At 53.5% G+C, this 23,721-nt stretch carries 19 protein-coding genes; 8 read left to right on the plus strand and 11 right to left on the minus strand.

Translation table 11 applies throughout. The features are described from left to right. Positions 1 to 15 precede the first annotated feature (15 nt). The 4 genes from P8H26_RS13500 (at position 16) to P8H26_RS13515 (ending at position 5,381) form a co-directional block, all read left to right on the plus strand. On the plus strand, positions 16 to 948 hold the full coding sequence (locus P8H26_RS13500; protein WP_289633629.1) for a hydroxymethylglutaryl-CoA lyase: 933 nt from the start codon (positions 16 to 18) through the stop codon (positions 946 to 948). Positions 949 to 1,154: 206 nt separating this feature from the next. Continuing rightward, positions 1,155 to 2,597 (plus strand): homospermidine synthase, encoded by a 1,443-nt coding sequence (locus P8H26_RS13505; protein WP_289633630.1) that lies wholly within the window; start codon positions 1,155 to 1,157, stop codon positions 2,595 to 2,597. A 260-nt stretch (positions 2,598 to 2,857) separates the two neighbouring features. Continuing rightward, positions 2,858 to 3,916 carry a GNAT family N-acetyltransferase gene (locus P8H26_RS13510; RefSeq protein ID WP_289633631.1) on the plus strand — a complete coding sequence of 353 codons (1,059 nt, stop codon included), beginning with the start codon at positions 2,858 to 2,860 and terminating at the stop codon, positions 3,914 to 3,916. A gap of 70 nt (positions 3,917 to 3,986) precedes the next feature. Continuing rightward, complete coding sequence (locus P8H26_RS13515; protein ID WP_289633632.1) at positions 3,987 to 5,381, plus strand: serine hydrolase; 1,395 nt, start codon at positions 3,987 to 3,989, stop codon at positions 5,379 to 5,381. 113 nt (positions 5,382 to 5,494) lie between these two features. On the opposite strand, the gene P8H26_RS13520 is transcribed toward P8H26_RS13515, so the two are convergent. Then, entirely contained in the window at positions 5,495 to 6,574 is a 1,080-nt protein-coding gene (locus tag P8H26_RS13520) for an acyltransferase (RefSeq protein WP_289633633.1), read from the minus strand. Positions 6,575 to 6,912: 338 nt separating this feature from the next. Between P8H26_RS13520 and P8H26_RS13525 the strand changes: the two genes are divergently transcribed. After that, complete coding sequence (locus P8H26_RS13525) at positions 6,913 to 8,700, plus strand: monovalent cation:proton antiporter-2 (CPA2) family protein (protein ID WP_289633634.1); 1,788 nt, start codon at positions 6,913 to 6,915, stop codon at positions 8,698 to 8,700. Here the strand turns inward: P8H26_RS13525 and pcaF are convergent. The 10 genes from pcaF to P8H26_RS13575 form a co-directional block, all read right to left on the minus strand. Next, positions 8,697 to 9,899, minus strand: coding sequence for a 3-oxoadipyl-CoA thiolase (gene pcaF, locus P8H26_RS13530; protein WP_289633635.1), 1,203 nt, complete (start codon positions 9,897 to 9,899; stop codon positions 8,697 to 8,699). The two genes, P8H26_RS13525 and pcaF, sit on opposite strands and share 4 nt — an antisense overlap. A gap of 1 nt (position 9,900) precedes the next feature. Continuing rightward, positions 9,901 to 11,892, minus strand: a complete 1,992-nt coding sequence (locus P8H26_RS13535) for a 3-hydroxyacyl-CoA dehydrogenase NAD-binding domain-containing protein (protein ID WP_289633636.1) — start codon at positions 11,890 to 11,892, stop codon at positions 9,901 to 9,903. Between the two features lie 45 nt (positions 11,893 to 11,937). Then, positions 11,938 to 12,333, minus strand: coding sequence for a RidA family protein (locus tag P8H26_RS13540; protein ID WP_022709570.1), 396 nt, complete (start codon positions 12,331 to 12,333; stop codon positions 11,938 to 11,940). Then, positions 12,326 to 12,742 (minus strand): thioesterase family protein, encoded by a 417-nt coding sequence (locus P8H26_RS13545; RefSeq protein ID WP_121993216.1) that lies wholly within the window; start codon positions 12,740 to 12,742, stop codon positions 12,326 to 12,328. Before P8H26_RS13545 ends, P8H26_RS13540 begins: the two co-directional genes overlap by 8 nt. 10 nt (positions 12,743 to 12,752) lie before the next feature. Further along, positions 12,753 to 13,931, minus strand: a complete 1,179-nt coding sequence (locus tag P8H26_RS13550) for an acyl-CoA dehydrogenase family protein (RefSeq protein WP_289633637.1) — start codon at positions 13,929 to 13,931, stop codon at positions 12,753 to 12,755. A gap of 3 nt (positions 13,932 to 13,934) precedes the next feature. Beyond that, positions 13,935 to 14,786, minus strand: a complete 852-nt coding sequence (locus tag P8H26_RS13555) for an enoyl-CoA hydratase family protein (RefSeq protein WP_289633638.1) — start codon at positions 14,784 to 14,786, stop codon at positions 13,935 to 13,937. Beyond that, positions 14,783 to 15,583: an SDR family NAD(P)-dependent oxidoreductase gene (locus P8H26_RS13560; protein WP_289633639.1), complete on the minus strand. Its 801-nt coding sequence runs from the start codon at positions 15,581 to 15,583 to the stop codon at positions 14,783 to 14,785. Before P8H26_RS13560 ends, P8H26_RS13555 begins: the two co-directional genes overlap by 4 nt. A 17-nt stretch (positions 15,584 to 15,600) precedes the next feature. Beyond that, the gene (locus P8H26_RS13565) at positions 15,601 to 17,934 is read right to left on the minus strand and encodes a bifunctional salicylyl-CoA 5-hydroxylase/oxidoreductase (protein ID WP_289633709.1); all 2,334 of its coding nucleotides are present in this window, start codon (positions 17,932 to 17,934) and stop codon (positions 15,601 to 15,603) included. Positions 17,935 to 18,090: 156 nt separating this feature from the next. After that, complete coding sequence (locus tag P8H26_RS13570) at positions 18,091 to 19,710, minus strand: AMP-binding protein (protein WP_289633640.1); 1,620 nt, start codon at positions 19,708 to 19,710, stop codon at positions 18,091 to 18,093. Positions 19,711 to 19,822: 112 nt separating this feature from the next. After that, the gene (locus P8H26_RS13575; RefSeq protein ID WP_289633641.1) at positions 19,823 to 20,326 is read right to left on the minus strand and encodes a MarR family winged helix-turn-helix transcriptional regulator; all 504 of its coding nucleotides are present in this window, start codon (positions 20,324 to 20,326) and stop codon (positions 19,823 to 19,825) included. A 165-nt stretch (positions 20,327 to 20,491) separates the two neighbouring features. Between P8H26_RS13575 and P8H26_RS13580 the strand changes: the two genes are divergently transcribed. The 3 genes from P8H26_RS13580 to P8H26_RS13590 all read left to right on the plus strand — a co-directional run bounded on the left by P8H26_RS13580 (position 20,492) and on the right by P8H26_RS13590 (position 23,700). Continuing rightward, a complete protein-coding gene (locus tag P8H26_RS13580) occupies positions 20,492 to 21,370 on the plus strand; it encodes an alpha/beta hydrolase (protein ID WP_289633642.1) in 879 nt (292 codons plus the stop codon). A gap of 103 nt (positions 21,371 to 21,473) precedes the next feature. Beyond that, the gene (locus P8H26_RS13585; RefSeq protein WP_289633644.1) at positions 21,474 to 22,622 is read left to right on the plus strand and encodes an ABC transporter substrate-binding protein; all 1,149 of its coding nucleotides are present in this window, start codon (positions 21,474 to 21,476) and stop codon (positions 22,620 to 22,622) included. A gap of 157 nt (positions 22,623 to 22,779) precedes the next feature. Further along, positions 22,780 to 23,700, plus strand: coding sequence for a branched-chain amino acid ABC transporter permease (locus P8H26_RS13590; RefSeq protein ID WP_289633645.1), 921 nt, complete (start codon positions 22,780 to 22,782; stop codon positions 23,698 to 23,700). Positions 23,701 to 23,721: the final 21 nt, after the last annotated feature.

Here is a 23,721-nt window from a genome sequence, read left to right on the forward strand (position 1 = left end):
TGACGGGAGATCACAATGGGAGAGCGTGTCAAAATTGTTGAAGTCGGCCCGCGCGATGGTCTGCAAAATGAAAAGCAGATCATTGATACAAGCATCAAGCTTGAACTGATCGAGCGTCTGGTCGCGGCCGGTTTGCGCAATATTGAGGTGACGTCTTTCGTATCGCCCAAATGGATACCGCAAATGGCAGATCAGTCGGCGGTTATGCAGGGGCTGAAAACCCATGCCGGTGTTTCCTATTCGGTGCTCACGCCTAATCTGCAAGGCTTTGAGGCGGCGGTGGCCGCAGACGCAAAGGAGGTTGCCGTTTTTGCTGCGGCTTCAGAGACTTTCAGCCGGAAGAATATCAATGCCAGTATCGCGCAATCGCTGGAGCGTTTCGTGCCGGTCACAGAGCAAGCACTGAAATTGGGACTAAAAATACGCGGCTATGTCTCGTGCGTATTGGGCTGTCCCTATGAAGGAGAGATCGATCCGCGACGGGTCGCGCAAATCTCCAAAGAGATGTTCGATATGGGCTGTTATGAAATCAGCCTGGGCGACACGATTGGTGTCGGTGTGCCCGATGGTGTGAAGCGGCTGATTGAAAGTGTCGGTGCGCAGGTTCCCGTTGAGACACTGGCCGGACATTTTCACGATACCTATGGCATGGCCGTGGCCAATGTCGTGGCTGCCTATGCCTTGGGCATAAGAACTTTTGATGCCTCGGTCGCAGGGCTGGGTGGCTGCCCCTATGCCGCAGGCGCTACCGGCAATGTGGCGACAGAAGATCTTGTCTGGCTGTTTAACCGGACAGGTGTGGAAACCGGTATTGACCTGAAGCAACTGGTGGATTGCGCAGTCTGGATCAGCAAATATCTTGGCCGCTCGCCGCAATCGCGGGTTGCTCAGGCGCTGAACAGCACCAGAGCGGCTCCGGTTAATATTGACCCGTTGAAGCTGTTATAACTCTTTGTTTATAAACATATTTTGTTTGAAAGCTGTTTCATATTTTTCGGGGTGGGCTCTGACTCTACATGGCAGGCAGGTAATCATGTTTTGTAATATTAATGCATTACAGGGTGTTTATCGTTATTATGAAGCGATAGTCTGATTAAAACAGGCTCGTTGCTCTTCAAATACAGGTTTTTATACTTACGGTCAGAGAGGCAAAAATGGCGAAAGCGAAATGGCAAGTCTATGGCGAGATAACCGGCCCTGTCATCATGATCGGTTTCGGATCTATCGGGCGCGGTACCTTGCCGCTGATTGAGCGTCATTTCAAATTCGATAAAGCGCAGATGACCGTGATCGATCCGAGCGATATCAACCGTAAAATTCTTGATGATAAAGGCATCCGCTACATACAAGAGGCGATTACGAAAGAGAATTACAGGCAGGTGCTCGAGCCGCTTTTGAAGGGTGCCAAAGGCCAGCCTTTTGTCGTCAATCTTTCTATTGATACCAGCTCGCTTGAACTGATGCGTTTCAGCCGTGAACATGGCGCGCTTTATATTGATACGGTCACCGAACCCTGGCCCGGCTTTTACTTTGATGAGCAGGCGGATAATGCCTCCCGCACCAATTATGCCCTACGTGAAACGATACGCGCTGAGAAGCGCAAAAATCCGGGCGGAACCACCGCCGTTTCCTGCTGCGGTGCCAATCCCGGCATGGTGTCGTGGTTTGTCAAAAAAGCCCTGATTGATCTCGCGACAGAGTTGAAAATCGACTTCACCGAACCGGCAGCAGATGACCGTTCCGGTTGGGCAAAACTGATGAAGAAGGCCGGTGTCAAAGGCATTCATATTGCCGAGCGCGATACACAGCGCGCTAAAGAGCCCAAGCCTTTTAATGCGTTCTGGAATACGTGGTCAGTCGAGGGCTTTATCTCGGAAGGGTTGCAACCGGCAGAACTCGGCTGGGGCAGCCATGAAAAATGGAAACCGAAAAACGCCCGCAAACAGAAGAAAGGCAGTAAAGCAGCCATTTTTCTTGAGCAACCGGGCGGTAATACCCGCATCCGCACGTGGTGCCCGACCCTTGGCGCGCAATATGGCCTGCTGGTGACGCATAATGAGGCGATTTCCATTGCAGACTTTTTCACGCTGCGCGACAAGAAGGGTAAACTCGACTACCGCCTGACCTGCCACTACGCCTATCACCCGAGCAATGTTGCCCTGCTTTCACTGGACGAGATGTTTGGTGCCAGCGGCAAGGCGCAGCCGGTACAGCATGTGCTCGGAGAAGATGAAATTATTGACGGCTCCGATGAGCTAGGGGTTTTGCTCTACGGTCACGATAAGAATGCATATTGGTATGGCTCGCAGCTGACAGTTGCGGAGGCGCGTGCTCTTGCCCCTTATCAGAATGCGACCGGATTGCAGGTTTCTTCCGCAGTGCTGGCAGGCATGGTCTGGGCACTGGAAAACCCTGAAAGGGGCATTGTTGAGACTGACGAGATGGATTATCGCCGCTGCCTGGACGTGCAGATGCAATATCTGGGGCCGGTCAAAGGTTATTATACCGACTGGACACCGCTGGAAGGTCGCAGCCATCTCTTTCAGGAAGAACTCGACACCAAAGACCCGTGGCAGTTCCGCAATATTCTCGTGTGATCCGTCTCCGGTCAGGGCTGTATCAAGGTTCGGGCAAGCGGCCAAAAACCGCTTGTTCCGCCTCTGATCCGGCAGTATCTGACTGGTCTGCACTTTTATTGCAGTGCATGAAACGCAAAAGCGAGGTTCCAGAATGACAGTTGTTTCTGTGCCATGTGCCGGCGGGCGTAAGCCGGATTTGTGCGGAACATATGATCTGTTCCGTCTGGTAACATTCATGGTGCAGGCGCGCAGCGCTGCACCTTCAGGATCGCTTTTATATGAGAAAAATCGAGCAAAAGACCTATGCGGTCGCTCACGCTGTTTTAGCTGAACTATCTTCTGTCCATCTTGCCGTCGTCGCTGTTCTCGACGGTATGATTGACGGAGAAATATGGGTCGATGATCCGGTCAATCCTGCGGTTGTCATTGTCGTTAATGGCGATACGTATTTTCTGGCAGGTACTCCGGATGCCGCAGCCCCGACCTTGAAAAGTGTCAAAGACATTATTCCCGACTGGGCTTATCTCTTTGTGGAAGACTGCTGGGTTCCGCATCTCTCCAAGATCTGGAACAACAGCTTTGCCATTCCGCATCCGCGCATTCGGATGGGATATGTGTCCGGTACTGCCTTGCCTGCACCACGCCTGCCATCTGCGCAGTTTGAACTTGTGCCGATTGACCGTGCCTTGTTTGATCGCAATCCTGATAGTCTGGATGTGCTAATTGACAATGTTGAGGGATGGGGTTCAGAAGATACTTTCTTTGAATCCGCAGTTGGCTTTTGTGTCCTGCATGAGGGCAAGATCGTCAGCCACAGCGTAACGGATAGTGTCAGTGGTTCCCGATGTGAAGTCGGTGTGGGAACAGATGCCGGATTCCGGCGTATGGGGCTTGGGCATGCGGTTGTTTCCGCTACAATTGCCGAGTGCATCAGGCGCGGCCATCATGCTGTTGAATGGCATACGCATGTCTCAAACAAAGGTTCGCTGGCAATCGGCAAGGCCATAGGACTTGTCGAACTGGACAGGCACACGGCTTATAGTTGCAGTCTGCCGGCCGAAAATATTGGCGATCTCAGTTCTGACGATTGTTTGGAACTGGCGGTTCATTTTGAGAAGGCCGGCGAACATATCAACTGGAGCCGTTTTCATGCAGCCGGAGCGCGGGCGCTTGCCGGTGAGCGTGAAAAGGCTCTTGAGAATGTTCGTCTTCTGATCGAGGGGGGCTGGGAAGGTGAGGCCGAATGGCTGGAGGGGTTCTGGGCTCTTCAGACGCTGACAGATGATCCGGCATTTCAGGCTTTGCTTCAGCTGAAGCGAGCAGGACAGACTGTATAAATAGCATTCATAAATGATACTCTGCCGCATCTTTGATGCGGCCAGTTTCCGCATCATAACGGAGAGACTGATGAAACTTGCTTTCTCTACTTTCATGGCTGCTTTATTCATGCTGACGCCGGTCTATGGTCAGGAGGTGACTCTTCCTTCGGATGCGGACATCACCCAGATTTTAACCGACCGTATTGACCGTGATCAGGCTGGCACTGGTATCGTTGTCGCTGTGGTTGAGAATGGTAAGGCACGGTTCACCTCTCATGGTTATTTTGGACGAGATGACCTTCGGCCGGTCGATGAATATACGCTGTTTGAAGCGGGCTCGATTACCAAGATATTTACCAACCTGCTGTTGGCACAGCTTGTTCTCGACGGGCGTATTGATCTCGATGCGCCGATTACCAACTATCTTCCCGCCGGTACAATTCTGCCCGACTTTGAGGGCAGGGCAATAACCGCTTTTGATCTGTCGACACACAGTTCGGGCTTGTCAGGACTACCGGATGATCTGATGGCAGCGGGGTTAAAAAATCCGTATACAGGCTATGGACGTCAGGCATTTTTGGATTGGCTGGCGGGTGTTCGCATTACCCGCCCGATCGGGCAAACTTTCGAATATTCAATCGCGGGCACGGCGCTGCTGGCGCTGGCTATTACCCATGTTGATGGCCGGTCTTATGCACAGATGCTGCAGGAAGTGATACTTGATCCGCTTGGCATGCAACAGACAAGCCTTGCATTAACCGGTACAGTGCGTCCGGATATGGCAACCGGCCACGATCTGAGCGGTGCACCGGTCAGTCACTGGGACTTTGATGTCTTTGCACCGGCAGGGGCGCTGATCACGTCTGCAAGCGATCTCACCAAATTTATGACCGCAGCCTCGGGTCAGATGGAGACTCCACTAACACCCGCTTTCAACCTGTTGCTTGAGCGTACCCGCTCTGCCGGTGACGGCACCAAACGGGTTGGTCTTGGCCCTTTCATCTCGAAACTCGCAAAGCGTACGATTGTCTGGCATAACGGCAAGACCGGCGGCTTTAACAGCTTTGCCGGCATCGACAGGGAAAACGGCAATGGCGTTATCATTCTGGCCAACCGGATTTCCACATCAGGCATAGAAGATATCGGCGCGCATCTGCTGGATAAAGAACAGCAACTGGTTCAACAGCCAAAGCCCCGCATGGTTGCCCGGATTGATCCGGCTCTTTTGCAAAACTATACCGGCATTTACCAGTTGGGTCTGATGACATTTATGACTGTCACAGCAGAACAGGGACAGCTTTTTATCCAGCTTACCGGCCAGCAACGATTTGCCGTGTATCCGGAAAGCGAAACCAAATTCTTTGTGCGCGAGGTGGATGCGCAGATCAGCTTTAGTGTCCGTGACGGTAAAACGACTTCGCTAACTCTGCATCAGAACGGGCGCAATTTAGCCGCGTTGCGTGTCCCAGACCCGCACCCTTAAAATCAGAGGGCTGCAACTCATGCCTGATCTGTAGGATATGCAACAGTGGCATCGGCATGACCAAAGCGGTCAAACCGCCGATGCGATCTTCTTTTTCAATATTCCAGCGTGCTTTATGCAGCTTGTTCTACAAGCGGGGGATTTCCCTTGGTTTTTAAAAGATACTTTCTGCAGAGGCGCAATAAAGGGCGCTCGACAAACACGTATAAAAGGCAACCGCATAAAATTGTTATGCAAAATGTGACGAAATACACAACCAAAGAGTTTACCGCGACAAAGCCAGAGAGCTTGATGACGATCTTTGCAATCAGCCCCAGAAAGGCTAAATGCGTGAGATAGATCGTATAGGACGCATCGCCGATCAGGCTGAGCAGTTTAAAGCGCGACGCCGGAAAACCAGCTCTTTCATAGGCCGCAGCGCCAACAATGATGAACCCGAAGCTGGCAGCATAAGCCAGCTGAAGATAATTGTAGGTCAGCCGCTTGCTCTCAAGGAAGTAGATGAGAATGAAGAGCGCCAGACCGAAAGGGAATGCCGGTTTCAGATTGATATTCTGCGAATGCTTCAAAGCATAGAAAGCGGCCATGCCGATAAGAAAGTTAAAATTCAGAGGCGAAAAATAGGTTGTCAGAGGCAGTCGGGCACCTTCCTCAGGATACTGAAAAACAATACCGCCCGCTAATAACCACACGAACATCACTATTATCCCGAGGGTGCGGTTTAGAATGAGCGTGGCAAAAATCAGATAGAAAGCCAGCTCATGGATCAGTGTCCATGCAGGCGTGATCGGCAGCTCAAAACTATCGAGTCGGATCAGGAATAGTGTTGATATCCAGTTGCTGAAGCTCTCAGGGACAATACTGGCGCTGCCAAAGCCCAAGGCGACCAGAATACAAAAAATCGCAGTGTAGAGCCAATATACCGGAAAGAGCCGGATGAAGCGTTTGATTAAATAGTCCCGGGCACGATCTGGCTGATTAATATCGTTGTGATGTGCGAAAACGATGATGAAACCAGACAAAACGAAGAAAAAATCCACGCCTAAATTGCCGCGATGCGTGAAATTCAGCAACACAGCATCATTCAGATAACGAGGGCTTCCGAGTAAAAGCGACAGGTGAAAAGCCACAACTGCTATGGCTGCTAAACCGCGGCCTTGCTGCAGGGATTTTAATTGAATTGGCTTATTCATATTCTTCCCCGAAAAAGAATAAATATTTATCAAGTGGAGTTCTTGTAAAACACTTATCTTATTATGAGAAGTTTATCTTTTTTCTGTATTTATATTAAATATTTGAATTGCAGTAATATGAAATATATAAGCTTGGCAGTGCCGATATCCCGCCGGAAGGCATAGGCCTGACAAGGTGGAAGCCGGAGCCTCGCCCAGCAAAGAGGGCACTCATACCGGCTTTTCAATAGTGCGATAATCATCTTTGCGGGCGCTGTTTTAGGGCGCAGATACCGGTCTATGCATCAATGCTTATTTTAGCTACACTTCGATCAGTGACACTGGCAAGGAGTTGAGCGATGGCAGGAACCGAAACCGCAACCCATGCCGCTGAAGCCGTTCAACATGGCGGTTTTGATTTGGTTCCTATTGTCATTCTGCTGGGCACTGCCGTCATCGCTGTTCCGCTTTTCAAGCGTATAGGGCTTGGTTCGGTGCTTGGTTATCTTGCTGCCGGATTGTTCATCGGGCCGTTCGGTCTGGGGCTGTTCTCAAACCCGCAGGCTATCTTGCATGTTGCCGAGCTGGGCGTGGTGATGTTTCTTTTTATCATCGGTCTGGAAATGCAGCCCTCGAGGCTATGGTCTATGCGCGGCGAGATTTTCGGGCTTGGTCTGGCGCAGGTTACGGTGTGTATCGCTCTTTTGACCTGTGTCGGTCTTGCGCTTGGTTACTCGGTTCCGCAGAGCTTTGTTGCAGGCACAGGCTTTGTGCTGACCTCCACCGCCATTGTGATGCAGATGCTGGAAGAGCGTCATGCTATGGGGCTGCCGAAAGGCCGCCGCATTGTTGCAATTCTCCTGCTTGAAGATCTTGCTATTGTGCCGCTGCTGGCTCTTGTGGTCTTTCTGGCGCCGGGCGGTGAAGAAGCCACGCTTAGTGACCGCCTGACCGGTATTGCAATTGGTCTTGCCTCGATTGCCGGTCTGATCCTCGCCGGACGCTACCTGCTTGATCCGCTGTTTCGCATTCTCGGCAAGGCGAGGGCGCGTGAGGTTATGACAGCGGCCGCTCTCTTTGTGGTGCTGGGGGCTGCACTTGTTATGCAGCTCGGCGGGTTGTCGATGGCGATGGGGGCATTTCTCGCGGGCGTGCTGCTCTCGGAATCCTCTTTCCGCCATCAACTGGAAGCTGATATCGAACCTTTTCGCGGTATTCTGCTTGGCTTGTTTTTCCTTGGTGTCGGCATGTCGCTCGATTTTGCGGTGATTGCCGCAAACTGGCAGCTTATTATTATCGCGGTCATCGCTTATATGTTGCTGAAGATGATCGGCATTTATGTCATTGCCCGTCTGTTTCGCGCGGGCAATCGTGAGGCGATGGAGCGTGCCGTGTTGATGGCGCAGGGTGGCGAATTTGCTTTCGTGCTCAATGCTGCTGCGGCTTCTGTCAATATTATTGATACAAGCGCCAATGCGATCCTGACGGCGACGATCATCGTTTCTATGGCACTCACGCCGGTGATGATCATTCTTTATGACCGGCTGATGCCAAAACCGGAACCGACAATGGACGGGGTTGAGGCGGCGGAAAACCTGTCGGCAAGTGTGCTGCTGATAGGTTTCGGGCGTTTTGGTCAGATTGTCAGCCAGCCTTTGCTTGGCAATAGCTGTTCAATTTCGATTATCGAAACGGATACAGACGCCATTCGCGATGCGCGGGACTTCGGCTTCAAGATCTATTTCGGTGATGGCTCGCGTCTTGATATTCTCCATGCTGCCGGAGCGCATCATGCACGGTTGATTATTGTCGGTATTGACGACCGCGAGGCCAGTCTGAAAATTGCGGAGATCGTGAAGGCGGAGTTTCCACTGGTTCCGGTGCTGGCGCGGGCATTCGACCGTGAGCATGCCATCGAGCTGATCCATGCGGGTGTGGAGTATCAGATCCGTGAGACATTTGAATCCGCACTGGCTCTTGGCGAAAAAGCGCTGGAAATCCTTGATGTTGAGGAGGATGAGCGCGTGCGCGTGATGGAGGATGTCCGCCGCCGCGACAGCGACCGCCTTGCAATCGAAATTACCGGCGGTATTTATGCGGCGCGTGACCTTATTCATGGTAACGCGCCGCGCAAACCTGCTGTTTAAGGCTGGCTGAGCAGCATGGATATGCCCTGACCGACACCCACGCACATGGTTGCCAAGGCGTGATTTATACCTCGTGCCTGCAACTCAATGGCAGCGGTCAAAGCCAGCCTTGCACCGGACATGCCCAACGGATGACCAAGTGCAATTGCGCCGCCATTCGGATTGACATGCGCTGCATCATCATCCAGTCCGAGCTGGCGCATACAGACCAGAGCCTGCGCGGCAAAAGCCTCATTCAGCTCAACCAGACCGATATCGGCCATGGTAAGGCCATGACGGTGCAGCAGTTTTTGTGTGGCAGGCACTGGGCCGATGCCCATAATACGCGGTGCAACACCTGCGGTTGCCATGCCGCTGATCCGCGCCAGCGGTGTCAGGTCGTAGCGCTCAACCGCTTGTTTGGACGCGATAATAACCGCCGCCGCACCGTCATTCACGCTTGAGGCATTGCCTGCGGTGATCGTGCCCCCACGGCGAAACGGCGTATCAAGCGCGGCCAGTTTTTCCAATGAGGTTTCGCGTGGCTGCTCATCCTGAGCAACAATCGTGCTGGTGCCTTTGCGCCCTGCAATTGTATAGGGTGCAATTTCCTGCGCCAGACGCCCGCTTTGCATGGCTGTTGCTGCGCGTTGCTGGCTGCGTAATGCGAATGCATCCTGATCTGCGCGGCTGATACTATAATCAGCGCTGAGATTTTCTGCGGTTTCCGGCATGGATTCACTGCCGTAATTTTTGTCGAGCTGCGGATTGATAAAGCGCCAGCCTATTGTGGTGTCATAGACTGCATTTTGCCGCTGAAACGCGGCATCGGCTTTGGGCATCACGAATGGCGCACGCGACATGCTCTCAACACCACCGGCGATGATAATATCGGCCTCACCGAGTTTAACGGCGCGCGCAGCATAACCCACAGCATCAAGACCAGAGCCGCAAAGACGGTTGAGCGTTGTTGCAGGAACTGTTTCGCCAAGGCCGGAAAGCAAGACTGCCATGCGCGCGACATTGCGGTTGTCCTCACCAGCCTGATTGGCGCAGCCGAACACCACTTCATCAATCATCTCTGCGCTCAAAGACGGGAAACGTGCCAGCGCCTCACGGATAGTATGCGCTGCCATATCATCAGGCCGCACCGATGAGAGTGCGCCGCCATAACGGCCGATTGGCGTGCGCACACCACCGATAATATAGGCTTCGCTCATATTAGTGTTCCTTATGGTTTTGTGCAGCAAACATCGGCCCGCCTTTATGCGCGGGAAAGCCATAGCCGTTAATCAGCACCAGGTCGATATCGCTGCCGCGCGCTGCAATGCCCTCACGCAAGAGTTGCGCGCCCTCATCAGCCATGACTTTCAAAAGCTGGCGGATGATTTCATCCTGCGTGAAGGAGCGCGGCGTAATGTTTTTCTCAAGCCGTGCCGCTTCGATAATCGCGGTGACATCCGGATCGGTTTGCCGCTTGCCATCACTGTAAATATACCAGCCTTTACCGCTTTTTTGTCCGAACCGGCCTGCCTCGCAAAGACGGTCGGGAATGCTGCAATAGGGCTCATCAGGGTTGCGCGTTGCCGCCTGACGCTTGCGCTTTGCCCAGGCAATCTCCAGTCCTGCCATATCGTAAACCGCAAACAGTCCGAGAGCAAAACCGTAATGCTCCAGCGCTGCATCAATCTCATGCGGCCACGCACCTTGCTCAAGCATGAACTCGGCCTCACGGCGATAGGCGGAGAAAATCCGGTTGCCGATAAAGCCCTCGCAAACGCCGCAGACAATGGCCAGCTTGTTGAGTTTTTTGGCAACCTCAAGCGTGGTCGCCAGTACATCCGGCGCTGTTTTTGCACAATTGACCACTTCCAGCAGGCGCATAATATGCGCCGGTGAGAAGAAATGCATGCCGATAACCCGCGACGGATTGCTGATCTGTTGTGCTAATTCATCAGGATTGAGATAGCTGGTATTGGTGGCAACAATAGCATCGTCACGCAAAACGCCGGACAGACGGCGAAACAGTTCTGATTTAACCTCAAAATCATCAAACACCGCTTCAATCACCAGATCAGCACCGGCAAGCGCGTTGAGATCAACACTGACTGTGCAATTGGCGCGCTGCTGTTCTAGCGCCTGTTCACTGAGGCGGCCGGACTGAAGCTGCTTGTTCAGCAGTGCTGTGATGCGGGCAAGACCGGCATCTGCCGCTTCCTGTGTCGGCTCATAGCCGATAAGCTGATAGCCAGCGGCAAGGGCAGCAACCGCAATTGCCGAGCCCATCATACCGGTGCCGGCAATGCCGATTGTAGCAACCGGCCGTGGCACGGTTCCGGCAGGCAGATCATGCTTTCCGGCTTCGCGTTCGGCGAAAAACACATGCCGCAAGGCTTTAGCTTCATCGCTTTCACGAAGGCGCAGAAATGTGGCGCGTTCTTCGGCTAAAGCCTGTTGGGCAGGGAGTGTGGCTGCCAGCGATACCAGACGCACGGCCTCGGAAGGGGCGAGACGCCCGCGCGCTTTGGCAAGAATTTTTGCGATTATTTGTTCATTGTTTGCAGGCTGAACAGACAAAGCCAGCGTGCGGCGCGGTTCTGTGCCCATATGGTGTTGCGCTGCCTTTTGTGCGGCATCAGTCAGGTTCTCAGCTGTTGTGATTTCATCAATCAGGCCATTCTGCAGCGCTTCCTGTGCGGAAATGGTTTTACCCGATGCGATCATGTCGATTGCAGTAGCAAGGCCGGTTAGGCGTGGCAGACGCTGGGTGCCGCCCGCACCCGGCACAAGTCCGAGTTTTACTTCCGGCAGACCGAACTTGGCTTTCTCAACAGCCAGCCGGTAATGGCAGGCGAGAATAATCTCGCAACCGCCACCAAGGGCTGCACCGTTAATGGCGGCAATCACCGGCTTAGCGGATGCTTCAATCCGCGCTGTCACCTGTGGCAGTGTCGGCTCGCTCGGCGGCAGATCAAACTCTTTGATATCAGCACCGGCAGCAAAGAATTTGCCTGCACCGCGCAGAGTAAGGACACGGATCTCGGTAGAGTTCTCTGCCAAACCCAGCGCCTGCATCAGCCCTTCGCGGATGGCGGCTGAAATCGCATTCACCGGCGGGTTTGCTAGAGTGAGATGCAACACACCATCCTGCACCATGCCGGTAACGGCAGATGAAAAACTGATCGGCTGCGGCGTGTCAGAAGGGCTGTGCATTATATGTCCTGTCCGGATTTTCAGTCGCTTACTCAGGCAATTACTTTAGTCTGGCACAACTGCTGTGGCCTGAATCTCGATCTTGGCACGATCTTCAATCAGCCCTGCCACCTGCATTGCCGCCATTGCCGGAAAATGCTTGCCGATAACATCGCGATAGGCCTGACCAAGACCGCGCATATTGGCTTTGTATTCCTGCTTGTCGGTGAAATACCAGGTCATGCTGGTAATATGTTCCGGCCCCGCACCATCGACAGCGAGAATGGCGACGATGTTTTTCAGGGTCTGGTGAACCTGTTCAACAAAATCATCGGTTTCGAATTCACATTGTTCATTCCAGCCGATTTGCCCGCCGATAAAAATGGTGCGTCCGCGTGCCGAGATGCCGTTGGAATAGCCGATCGGGGCAACCCAGTTATCCGGCTGTAAAATCTTATGCATGAACTGTCTCCAGATGATTGAGAAGCGCGGCGCGGATATCATCGGGCCATGCGCGGGCTTTATGAGTTGTGCTTGAGGTGGCGACGAGCTTGTGTTTCGCCGTCCATAACAGATCGCCATTGGCGCGCACTTCATGGTCGAGCGACAGCGAACTGCCGCCAACCGCAGTGACTTTCAGTGTGAAGTCCAGCAGGTCGGCATGGAAGCCGGGTTTTACAAAAGTCAGATCAAGCCGCACGGTTGGTGTTGCGATCTGCCGGTCATGATTGAGGCTTTTCCAGTCGGCTCCGATTGAGGCGAAGAAGTCTTCCAGAACCCCGATCAGAATATTCAGATAAGACGGAAAATAAGCGATGCCCGAAGGATCACAATCGCCGAACCGCAAGGGCCTTGTGGTGTGAAAAGCCATGATCCGCCCTTTAAACCGTTTTCAGCAATTCGCGGGCGATGATCAGTTTCTGAACCTCTGTTGCCCCTTCATAAATGCGCAGGCTACGGATTTCCCGATAGAGCTTTTCGGTAATCGCGCCGCTTTGCACACCGCGTCCGCCAAACATCTGTAAAGCGCGGTCAATAATCATTTGGGCAGATTCCGTCGCAGCCATTTTGGCCATTGCCGCCTGTTGCGTGGTTGGCAGTTTCTGCACATCGCGGCGCCATGCAGCGCGGTAGGTCAGCAGGGTTGCCGCCTCCAGTTCTGTCGCCATATCGCCAAGTGCGGCCTGTGTCAGTTGCAGATCGCTGAGTGTTGCGCCAAATATCTGCCGGTTACGCGCATGGTTCAAAGCCTCATCCAAGGCACGGCGGGCAAAGCCAAGGGCGGCGGCTGCCACTGAAGCACGGAAAATATCCAGCGTGCGCATGGCAATTTTAAATCCTTCGCCGCCTGCGCCTAAACGCCGTGAAGCGGGGATACGGCAATTCTCAAAACGGATTGTAGCGAGCGGATGCGGCGCAATCACTTCAAGCCGCTCGGCAATAGAAAAGCCCGGATCAGTGGCATAGACCACAAAGGCCGAGATGCCGCGTGTGCCTGCAGCCTCACCCGTGCGGGCAAAGACGGTGTAAACATCGGCGATGCCGCCATTAGAAATCCAGGTTTTCTCGCCGTTGAGAATATACTCATCGCCGTCCTGTGTCGCAGCGCATTGCATGGCGGCGACATCGGAACCGGCTTCTTTCTCCGACAGGGCAAAGGCCGAAAGCCATTCACCGGAAGAGATTTTTGGCAGAATATGCTGTTTTAATTCATCCGATCCGGCAAGGCCGATCGCGCCGGTGCCAAGCCCCTGCATGGCAAAGGCAAAATCCGCCAGCCCGTCATGCCATGCCAGTGTTTCGCGCGCCAGACAGACCGAGCGGGAGTCGATCTCGGTCTTGCCGCTGTTGCCGGTGACGCTATCAAGAAGTCCTGCTTGCCCAAGCAGTTTCACCAACTTGCGGCAGGCGGCATCTGTGTCGTGATGATCAATATTTTTCAAAACACCGGATGCGGCAAATTCATTGAGCTTTCGAGCAAAATCACGCTGTTGCTGCTCAAAAAACGGCAGTTCCAGATGTTCATGAACGGGGGCTTCGCGGCAAGCTGTATCTGACATGGTTCAGTTCCCTTCAAATTCAGGGCGGCGTTTGGCGGCAAAGGCTTCAAATGCGCGGCGGAAATCCTGTGTCGCCATGCAAATGGCCTGTGCCTGCGCTTCCGATTCAATCATTTCATCAATGCCCATCGCCCATTCCTGAGCCAGCATGGTTTTGGTAATGCCATGTGCAAAATAAGGGCCGTCAGCGAGGGTTTTGGCGAGCTTTTGCGCTTCCGCCAGAAGGTTCTCACCATCATGCAGATGGTTGTAGAAACCCCAGTCTTTGCCCTCGGTGGCAGACATGAAACGACCCGTATAAAGCAGCTCTGCTGCACGCCCCTGACCGATAATACGGGGCAGAATTCCGCAGGCGCCCATATCCGCACCGGCAAGACCGACACGGGTGAATAGGAATGCGGTTTTCGCCTCATGGGTGGCAAGGCGTAAATCGGAGGCCATTGCCAGAATGGCACCGGCACCGGCGCAAATACCGTCCACAGCCGCAATCACGGGCTGCGGGCATTTGCGCATGGCCTTTACCACATCGCCGGTCATGCGGGTGAAGGCCAGCAGTTCCGGCATCGGCATTTTCGTCAAAGGTTCGATGATCTCGAAGACATCACCGCCGGAAGAGAAATTACCGCCCGCTCCGGTGACAACCACGGCGCGAATATCCGATGCATAGGTCAAATCACGGAACAGATCGCGCAGCTCCGCATAGCTTTCAAATGTCAGCGGGTTTTTGCGGGCAGGGCGGTTGAGCGTGAGGGTGGCAACGCGCCCGTCTTCACTCACCTCCCACAGAAAATGCTGTGCCTGATAGTTTTTGAACGCTTTCAGATGACTGTTCATGCTGATGATTTGTTCGCTCATCCTGCCAATACCTCGCCACCGGCAATCGCAATTGCCTGTCCGTTGATGGAGGCGGCATCAGGAGATGCCAGCCATAAGACTGTGTGTGCCACTTCCTCCGGTTTAATCAGCCGGTTTTGCGGATTGGCTTTTACAAAATGCGCCAGCGCTTCTTCTTCAGAGCGGCCGGTTTTTTGCATGATCTGTGCAATGGCTTCACGGATAATCGGCGTATCGGTAAAACCCGGACAAACGGCATTGACGGTAATGCCCTTAGTTGCGAGCTCCAGCGCCAAAGCACGGGTGAGGCCGACAACACCATGTTTTGCAGCGCAATAGGCCGAGACATAGGCATAGCCGGTCAGCCCTGCGGTGGATGCAATATTGATGATACGCGCATTTGTGCCATAGTTTTTGAGATCGGGCAGCACAGCCTGCGTTACCTGAAAAACACCGGTCAGATCAACCGCAAGCACTTGCGACCATATCTCAAGACTGGTTTTTTCAAACGGCGCGGAAGGCGCTTCACCTGCATTGTTGACCAAAATACTCACCGGCCCGAAAGCCGATTGAGCCGCCTGCAACCCTGTGCTGATCGCTTGCGCATTCGTCACGTCAAAACCGCTGGCGACAAAACAGGTTTTGCGCCCCGCAGCCTGATCGAGCTCTGCGGCCAGTGCCGCCAGAGGCTCATGCCGTCTGCCGGACAAAGTGACATTGGCACCGGACATAGCAAAGTCACGGGCAATGGCCGCACCGATACCGCTGCCCGCGCCGGTGATTAAAACATGTCTGCCGTCGAATTTATTCTTGCTCATATCCGGTCTCATTCTGGTTATTTTTGTGCGGCAGCCGCGGCGGCTTCACGAGCCAGATTGGTTTCATACTGGGCTTTGCCTGAGTAATATTGCTTCGGCCAAGGCACGGAGGTCAGCCCGATTTTCGCTGCCTCATGCAGCACCCAAGCGGGGTCTGCCAGATGCGGGCGGGCCACGGCGCAAAGATCGGCACGCCCCGCGGAGATCACTGAATTGGCGTGATCGGCTTCCGATATCGCACCCACAGCAATTGTCGGGATGCCGACTTCATTGCGGATTTTGTCTGAAAACGGGGTCTGGAACAGACGGCCATAAACCGGTTTTTCATGTTTAACGACCTGACCGGACGAACAGTCGATGAGATCGGCACCGGCATCTTTAAACATCCGCGCAAAAATCGCTGCATCATCAGGCGTATTGCCACCTTCCGCCCAGTCATGACAGGAGAGGCGCACCGAAATCGGCTTATCCTGCGGCCAGACCGCGCGAATGGCTTTGAACACTTCCAGCGGAAAACGCGCACGGTTTGCGTGGCTGCCGCCATATTCATCTTCACGCTGATTGGTGAGCGGTGAGAGGAAACTGGAGAGCAGATAGCCATGCGCGGCATGAAGTTCCAGCCAGTCTGCGCCGGTACTTGCGGCAAGCTCGGTCGCGCGTACAAAATCAGCAATTACCCGATCCATATCTTCGCGCGTCATAGGCTTCGGCTTCTGGCTGTTGACCAGATAAGGCTCAGCCGAGGCCGAAATCAGCGGCCAGCCGCTCGCTTCATCAACCGGCTGGTCAATGCCTTCCCAAGCAGGTTTGGTGGCGCCTTTGCGCCCCGCATGACCCAGCTGAATAGCCACTTTGGCATCGCTGTTCTGATGCACAAAATCGACCAGACGTTTCCAGCCGTCGCGCTGCTCTTCGTTCCACAATCCCAGACAATTCGGAGTGATACGTGCATCAGGGGATACGCAGGTCATTTCAGCAAAGATCAGACCGGCACCGCCGAGCGCACGGGAACCGAGATGCACCATGTGAAAATCATTAATCAGCCCGTCCGTTGCCGAATACATCGCCATTGGCGACATGACGATACGGTTCGCCAAAGTCACACCGCGCAATTGATAGGGCGTGAACATCGGCGGCACATGGCGCTTGCCGCTGTTGCTCTCAACCGGCAGACCGGACTTTCTGGCAAACCAGTTTTCATAGCCCTGCAGCCAGTTTTTATCGCGCAGGCGCAGATTTTCATGGCTGATACGCTGTGAGCGCGTCAGCATGGAATACATGAATTGTTCCGGTTCAAAATGATCGGCATAGCGCTGACCAACCACCTCAAACCATTCCATCGCATTGCGCGCGGCATTCTGAATGCGCGCCACATCCACGCGGCGGATTTCCTCATAGGTTTCCAGCGCTGCGGGAATATGGCTCTTATCATGGCCGTGCAACTGGAACTGTCGGGTCAGCTCAATCGCATCATCAATTGCCAGTTTGGTGCCGGAGCCGATGGCAAAATGAGCGGTATGGGCGGCATCGCCCATCAGCACCACATGGGAATTACCGTTATAATGGCTCCACTTGCCGCAGATCAGCCGGTTGAAATTCAGCCATGCCGAACCGCGCAAATGCCGCGCATTGGTCATCAGCGGTGCGCCCTCAAGCACTTCCGAGAAAAGGTTCTCACAGAAAGAAATGGAATCCTGCTGTGACATCTCGTCAAGACCATGCGCCTGATAAGCTTCTTCCGTGGTCTCGATAATGAAAGTCGAGGTTTTGTCGTCGAACTTGTAAATATGCGCCTGAAACCAGCCATGATCCGTCTTGCGGAAATCAAAGGTGAAGGCGTCAAAGAGCTTATTGGTGCCAAGCCAGATATAACGGTTTGGCCGCACGATCATATCCGGCTCGAATATATCGGCATAACGGTGACGGATTTTGGAATTCAGCCCGTCAGAGGCGATAATCAGATCAGCATCGGGATATTGCGTATCTGCATCCACATCGGTTTCAAATATCAGCTCAACGCCCAGATCTTCGCAGCGTTTTTGCAGAATATTCAGCAGTTTTTTGCGGCCGATACCGACAAAACCATGACCGCTTGTGCGCTGGCGTGTGCCTTTGAACAGCACTTCAATATCGTCCCAATGATTGAACGCATCCTGAATTTCTGCCGCACTGGTTTCATCCCAGACCTTCATCGCTTCCATCGTCGCATCGGAAAACACAACGCCCCAGCCGAATGTGTCATAGGGTTTGTTGCGCTCGACCACGCGGATGTGATGCTCGGGATGGGTTTTCTTCATCAACAGGGCAAAATACAGTCCGGCCGGACCGCCACCGATACAAACGATACGCATGGTCAAATTCTCCCCTTGAATGCTCTGTTACCCGCTATGCGGCCGCAGTCATTTTTATGATGTGCAACGGCGGCAGGCACCAAAGCACAATTTATTTTATGCTTAAAACATATGGATGAAATGGTTTTGGTCAAGTGATAAATTTGCATGATGCGTTCAGCCTTGCTTACGCAGCATGAAACGCTGGATTTTGCCGGTAACGGTTTTCGGCAACGCATCGACAAAACGAACTGAGCGGGGATATTTATACGGTGCGATCAGCTTTTTAACGTGATCCTGCAAGGCTTTGACCGTTTCAGGAGAAGGCTGCACACCATTGCGAAGCACAATATGCGCCTCAACAATCTGGCCGCGTTCTTCATCACTCACGCCGATCACCGCGCATTCCTGCACATCCGCATGGGCGAGAAGGGCGGCCTCAACCTCAGGCCCCGCGATATTATACCCGGCAGAAATAATCATATCATCCGCACGGGCAGCGAAATGGAAATCGCCGTTCTCATCCTGAAAGAAACTGTCGCCGGTCAGGTTCCAGCCATCGCGGACATAGACTTTCTGACGCTCATCCGCGAGGTAACGGCAGCCGGTCGGGCCGCGCACCGCTAAGCGGCCGATTTCACCGCGCGGCACTTCCTGCATATTCTCATCAACGATTTTGGCCTGATAGCCGGTAACGGGTTTGCCTGTGCGGCCGGGACCGGAATCACCTAAACGGTTGCTGATAAAAATATGCAGCATCTCGGTCGCGCCGATCCCGTCCAGCATCGGCTTACCGGTTTTCTCCACCCATGCTTCATAAATCGGGGCGGGCAGGGTTTCACCTGCCGAAACCGCAATGCGCAAGGATGACAAGTCGGCACCTTCATTCATTGCCTGCAACATCACGCGATAGGCGGTGGGGGCAGTAAAGCTGATGGTCGCCTTATAGGTCTCAATCAGCTCGATCATCTTAGGCGGTGTTGCCTGTTCAAGCAGCGCTGCTGCTGCCCCGAAGCGCAGCGGGAAAATGGCCAGTCCGCCCAGACCAAAGGTGAAAGCGAGCGGTGGTGAGCCAACGAAAATATCGTCCGGCTGCACATTCAGCACTTCCTTGGCATAGGTATCGGCAATCAACAGCAGATCGCGGTGAAAATGCATGGTGGCCTTCGGCTCACCGGTAGTACCGGACGTAAAACCCAGCAGTGCCACATCATCGCGTCCGGTTCTTACCGCATCAAAACGCACCGGCTTGTTGAGCGCTGCATGGTCAAGTTCCGCATCATGATTGGCGGTGCCGTCAAAGCCGATCACTGTTTTAAGAAAAGGGCTCTTTGCCGCGCAAATCTGCAAATCTTCCAGCAGTCGCGTGTCACACAGCGCCAGCGAGATTTCTGCTTTATTGACGATTTTTGTCAGCTCATCAGGGCGCAGCATCGGCATGGAATTGACCACGACCGCACCGGCCTTGGTGGCGGCGAGCCAGCAGGCAACCATTGCCGGATTATTGGCAGAGCGGATCAGAATGCGATTGCCCGGCTGCACGCCGTAATCTTCAACCAGCACATGGGCAATGCGGTTGCTCCAGTCGGTGAGTTCCTTATAGGTGCGCCGCCGTCCGTTGCCAATCAGCGCAGTGTGATCGCCAAAGCCTTTGGCCACCATCGCATCGGAAAGTTCATAGCCGGCATTGAGCCATTCGGGATAGGTGATGTCGCCGGATGGCAATTCCGGCCAATCCTCAGCCGGTGGCAGGTTATTTCTGGTAAAATGGTCTGTATGCGCCGTTGGTCCAAGCATTTTTTGTTCCCCTGCGAGCTTTTGCCCGCGTCGTTATTTTTTAAAAAATGGCGGCAGATGATGTGGATTTTTCGTAACGGGTATCCTGATTTTTCGAATGGTCTGATGCCGGTTAAGCCAGATGGTCGTGCTCGTCCTGCAAGGCCAGCGCATGCTCGATTGTATCGATAACCGTGACCAGTTCTGCCGATTGTGCCGGTGACAGCACGCTGAAAATATCGCTGATCCAATGCTCATGGGCGGCGGCCATGGCTTCAAACTCTTCGCGTCCCTTCTGGGTGAGGCGCACCAGCATAGCGCGTTTGTCGCCCGCAACCGGAACCCGCAAAACGGAGCCGTCACTGACCAGCCGCTCCACAATGCCGGTGACATTGCCGTTGGAAACCCGCAGAGCCGCAGACAATTCGGTCATTTTGAGGCCGCTTTCAAAGCGGTACAGCGCTGCCATCACGTCGAAGCGGGGCAGGGTCGTATCAAATTCCTGACGCAGCTTTTCGCGGATCACCGCTTCAACATGCTTTGTTGATTTGAGAAGCTTCAGCCATGTGCGCAGACTTTGCTTGGCTGAAGCCTGCCCGTCTGCCACTGTTTTCTGCTGATCTTGCGCAACTACCATCGTAACACTCCGTTGCCTCCTGCAAAGATTTGGTGTGATTGCAGGGCGACTGATTTCTTTTATGGTGTCACTTACAAAAATAATTTCAAGTATGAAATTTCATGCTTGAAATTATTTTTTATTTATGGAGATATTTGAAGGGTAGTCATGACGGAGGAGCGGGGAATGCAGATCAGAGCGGCAGAACCGGTTTTAAAAACCGCGCCCGCTGAACCGGATAGCCCAGCTATGAAAGACTGGGATCTGGCCTATTCGAATGTGCTGCATGTCACCGGTTCTGCGCAATTTCCTCCGCAATGGCAGCAAAAATCACAAGGTTTTCGGCAGCAAATGCAGGCGCAGAACCGGTTGATCGCCGATGTGCGCTATGGTTCGGACGAACGCAATGTGCTGGATATCGTGATGCCGCAGGGGCAGCCGCGTGGGCTGATGGTCTTTGTGCATGGCGGCTATTGGGTGCGCTTTGACAAGTCCTATTTCACTTATCTTGCTGCCGGTGCCGCAGCGCATGGTTTTGCCGTTGCAATCCCGTCCTATACACTTTGCCCGCAAGCGAAGATCAGCGAAATTACCGCTGAAATTGGTATGGCGATTGTGCAGGCCGCATCGATGGTCGCAGGCCCGATACATCTGACAGGGCATTCTGCGGGCGGACATCTGGTTGCGCGGATGGGAACGGTTACAACACCCCTGAGCCGAAGCCTGCAACAGCGTTTGCGAAAAATTGTACCGATCTCGGGGCTGAGTGACTTGCGGCCCTTGCTGAACCTGAAAATGAATGATGATTTCAGGCTTGATCTGGAACAGGCGCGCAAGGAAAGTCCGGCTTTGCTTGAGCCGCTGAACGGTATTGATGTGACGGCATGGGTCGGCGCGGCGGAATTGCCGGAATTTATCCGGCAAAATCAGGCACTGGCTAATTTGTGGAGCGGGTTCAACTGCCGTATTGATCAGGTGGAGGAACCTGAACGTCATCATATGAATGTCATTGACGGTCTGGCTGAAGCGGATCATCCGCTGACGCGCAGATTGCTCTGTCTGTAAGGCCTGAAGCACAGTTTTGTATCGGGAGAGACAAAAGCGGGCTTGTAAGTGATCGTATTTTATTATTGAACTGCATAATAACAATAATCACGAGGGAACACTGATGAAACGAATTACTCTTGGCTTATCAACAGCCTGCCTTGGTTTAGGTCTGGCCTTCTCAGGAACTGCGATGGCAGAGCCTTTGAAGATCGGCATGATCACAACGCTTTCCGGTGGCGGTGCCGGACTTGGTATTGATATCCGTGACGGCTTTCTGCTTGCGGTCAAACAGGCTGGCAATAAAGATGTCAGCGTTATCGTTGAAGATGATGCACAAAAGCCTGAACTGGCTGTGCAGATCGCCGATAAAATGGTGCAGAGCGATAAGGTCGATATTCTGACCGGTATTGTCTGGTCCAATCTGGCGATGGCCGTGGTGCCGGGCGTTGTGGCGCAGGATAAAATCTATGTTTCCACCAATGCGGGTCCTTCTGCGCTGGCGGGTGCCAAGTGCAATGCCAATTACTTCAATGCCGCCTATCAGAACGACAATCTGCATGAAGCTGTCGGCAACTATGCCAATACCGCAGGCTATAAAAACAGCTTTATTCTGGCGCCGAACTATCCGGCAGGCACCGATGCTCTGACTGGTTACAAGCGTTTTTATAAAGGCAAACTGGCCGGTGAAATTTACACCAAAGTCGGCCAGACCGATTATGCGGCCGAGATTGCACAGATCCGTGCTTCCGGTGCGGATTCGGTTTATTTCTTCCTGCCGGGCGGCATGGGCATTGCTTTCATGAAGCAGTATTCACAGTCGGGCATGACCATTCCGGTAACCGGCCCTGGCTTCTCCTTCGATCAGGATGTGCTCGGCGCGATCGGTGATGCGGCTGTGGGCGTGAAAAACTCCTCCCATTGGTCAAAAGATCTCGATAATGAGGCAAACAAAGCCTATGTCGAAGCCTTCAAAAAAGAATATGGCCGCCTGCCGTCGCTCTATGCAACACAGGGCTATGATGCAGCCAATCTGATCCTTTCGGCAGCCGCTAAGGCGAGCGTTAATGACAAAGAAGCTTTCCGCGCAGCGATGAAAGCGGCTGATTTCAAATCTGTTCGCGGCAAGTTCAAATTCGGCAATAATAACCATCCTATTCAGGATATTTATATGCGCGAAGTGATCAAGGAAGACGGCGTTCTGACCAATAAGATCGTGGCAACAAGCTTCACCGATCATCAGGACAACTATGCAAAAGACTGCAAGCTCTGATGCAACCGGATACGGCGACAGTGTGAACTGTCGCCGCTTTTCGCTCAGGCTGTCTTCAGCACCGGCCGGACTGTTGCCATAACAGTTCTTCGGGCGGCATAGACGACTTTTTTCAAAGATATTTTTATGAGAACCAATCAACAGATCGGACGCGGTTTTGTCTTCTGCACTTTTTATTGAGCAGTTACTCAACGGGCTGCAATTCGGCGTTATGCTGTTTTTGATGGCAGCCGGACTAACCCTTATTTTCGGGGTTATGGGTGTTATCAATCTTGCTCACGGCTCGCTGTTTATGGTGGGAGCATTTGCCTGCGCGGTGGTGGCCGCGGCGACCGGTTCGTTCTGGCTCGGCCTTGCTGCCAGTCTGATTGCAGCAGCAGCTGCCGGTGGGATCATAGAAATGGTGCTGATCCGCAGGCTCTATAATCGCAGTCATCTGGATCAGGTTCTGGCAACCTTTGCGCTGATCCTGATTTTTTCCGATGCAACACGCTGGATCTTTGGTTCATTCCCGCTTTATCTGGATATTCCGCCACTTTTGCAGGGGTCGGTTACGCTGCCCGGCGGTTCGCAATATCAGCTCTACCGGCTGGCTATCATTGGTGCCGGAATTATCGTTGCGGTCGGCTTGTATCTTCTGATCGCGAAAACCCGCCTTGGCATGCGCATCCGCGCCGGTGAGGCAGACCGTGAAATGATCGGCGCACTGGGCGTTGATATTGCCAAACTGAACACGATTGTTTTTGCGCTCGGTGCTGCCTTGGCAGGCCTTGCCGGTGCATTGATCGGCGCGCTGCAATCGGTGCAGGTGGGCATGGGCGAGCCGGTGCTGATTCTCGCTTTTGTGGTGATTGTTATCGGTGGTATCGGCTCTGTCAAAGGCGCGCTGGCGGGCGCTGTGCTGGTGGGTGTGGTGGATACGATGGGGCGCTTTTTGCTGCCCAAACTCTTTGCGATGTTTATGGAGCCGTCGCAGGCAGCAACAGCGGGAACCGCGCTGGCATCCATGCTGATTTACATCGTTATGGCGATCATTCTCACGGTGCGGCCACAGGGATTGTTTGCAGCCAATGGATAGTTTCAAAATATTTTCTTCATG

It is taken from the genome of Pseudochrobactrum sp. sp1633, from assembly GCF_030376605.1.
GTDB lineage: Bacteria > Pseudomonadota > Alphaproteobacteria > Rhizobiales > Rhizobiaceae > Pseudochrobactrum.

Bases quoted from the DNA above. Each gene is read 5' to 3' on its own strand.
- P8H26_RS13580 (WP_289633642.1), top strand. From the start codon at position 20,492: ATGCAGATCAGAGCGGCAGAACCGGTTTTAAAAACCGCGCCCGCTGAA.
- P8H26_RS13555 (WP_289633638.1), bottom strand. From the start codon at position 14,786: ATGAGCGAACAAATCATCAGCATGAACAGTCATCTGAAAGCGTTCAAA.
- P8H26_RS13515 (WP_289633632.1), top strand. From the start codon at position 3,987: ATGAAACTTGCTTTCTCTACTTTCATGGCTGCTTTATTCATGCTGACG.
- P8H26_RS13545 (WP_121993216.1), bottom strand. From the start codon at position 12,742: ATGGCTTTTCACACCACAAGGCCCTTGCGGTTCGGCGATTGTGATCCT.
- P8H26_RS13540 (WP_022709570.1), bottom strand. From the start codon at position 12,333: ATGCATAAGATTTTACAGCCGGATAACTGGGTTGCCCCGATCGGCTAT.
- P8H26_RS13505 (WP_289633630.1), top strand. From the start codon at position 1,155: ATGGCGAAAGCGAAATGGCAAGTCTATGGCGAGATAACCGGCCCTGTC.
- P8H26_RS13560 (WP_289633639.1), bottom strand. From the start codon at position 15,583: ATGAGCAAGAATAAATTCGACGGCAGACATGTTTTAATCACCGGCGCG.
- P8H26_RS13500 (WP_289633629.1), top strand. From the start codon at position 16: ATGGGAGAGCGTGTCAAAATTGTTGAAGTCGGCCCGCGCGATGGTCTG.
- P8H26_RS13510 (WP_289633631.1), top strand. From the start codon at position 2,858: ATGAGAAAAATCGAGCAAAAGACCTATGCGGTCGCTCACGCTGTTTTA.
- P8H26_RS13525 (WP_289633634.1), top strand. From the start codon at position 6,913: ATGGCAGGAACCGAAACCGCAACCCATGCCGCTGAAGCCGTTCAACAT.
- P8H26_RS13575 (WP_289633641.1), bottom strand. From the start codon at position 20,326: ATGGTAGTTGCGCAAGATCAGCAGAAAACAGTGGCAGACGGGCAGGCT.
- P8H26_RS13535 (WP_289633636.1), bottom strand. From the start codon at position 11,892: ATGCACAGCCCTTCTGACACGCCGCAGCCGATCAGTTTTTCATCTGCC.
- P8H26_RS13520 (WP_289633633.1), bottom strand. From the start codon at position 6,574: ATGAATAAGCCAATTCAATTAAAATCCCTGCAGCAAGGCCGCGGTTTA.
- pcaF (WP_289633635.1), bottom strand. From the start codon at position 9,899: ATGAGCGAAGCCTATATTATCGGTGGTGTGCGCACGCCAATCGGCCGT.
- P8H26_RS13585 (WP_289633644.1), top strand. From the start codon at position 21,474: ATGAAACGAATTACTCTTGGCTTATCAACAGCCTGCCTTGGTTTAGGT.
- P8H26_RS13550 (WP_289633637.1), bottom strand. From the start codon at position 13,931: ATGTCAGATACAGCTTGCCGCGAAGCCCCCGTTCATGAACATCTGGAA.
- P8H26_RS13565 (WP_289633709.1), bottom strand. From the start codon at position 17,934: ATGCGTATCGTTTGTATCGGTGGCGGTCCGGCCGGACTGTATTTTGCC.
- P8H26_RS13570 (WP_289633640.1), bottom strand. From the start codon at position 19,710: ATGCTTGGACCAACGGCGCATACAGACCATTTTACCAGAAATAACCTG.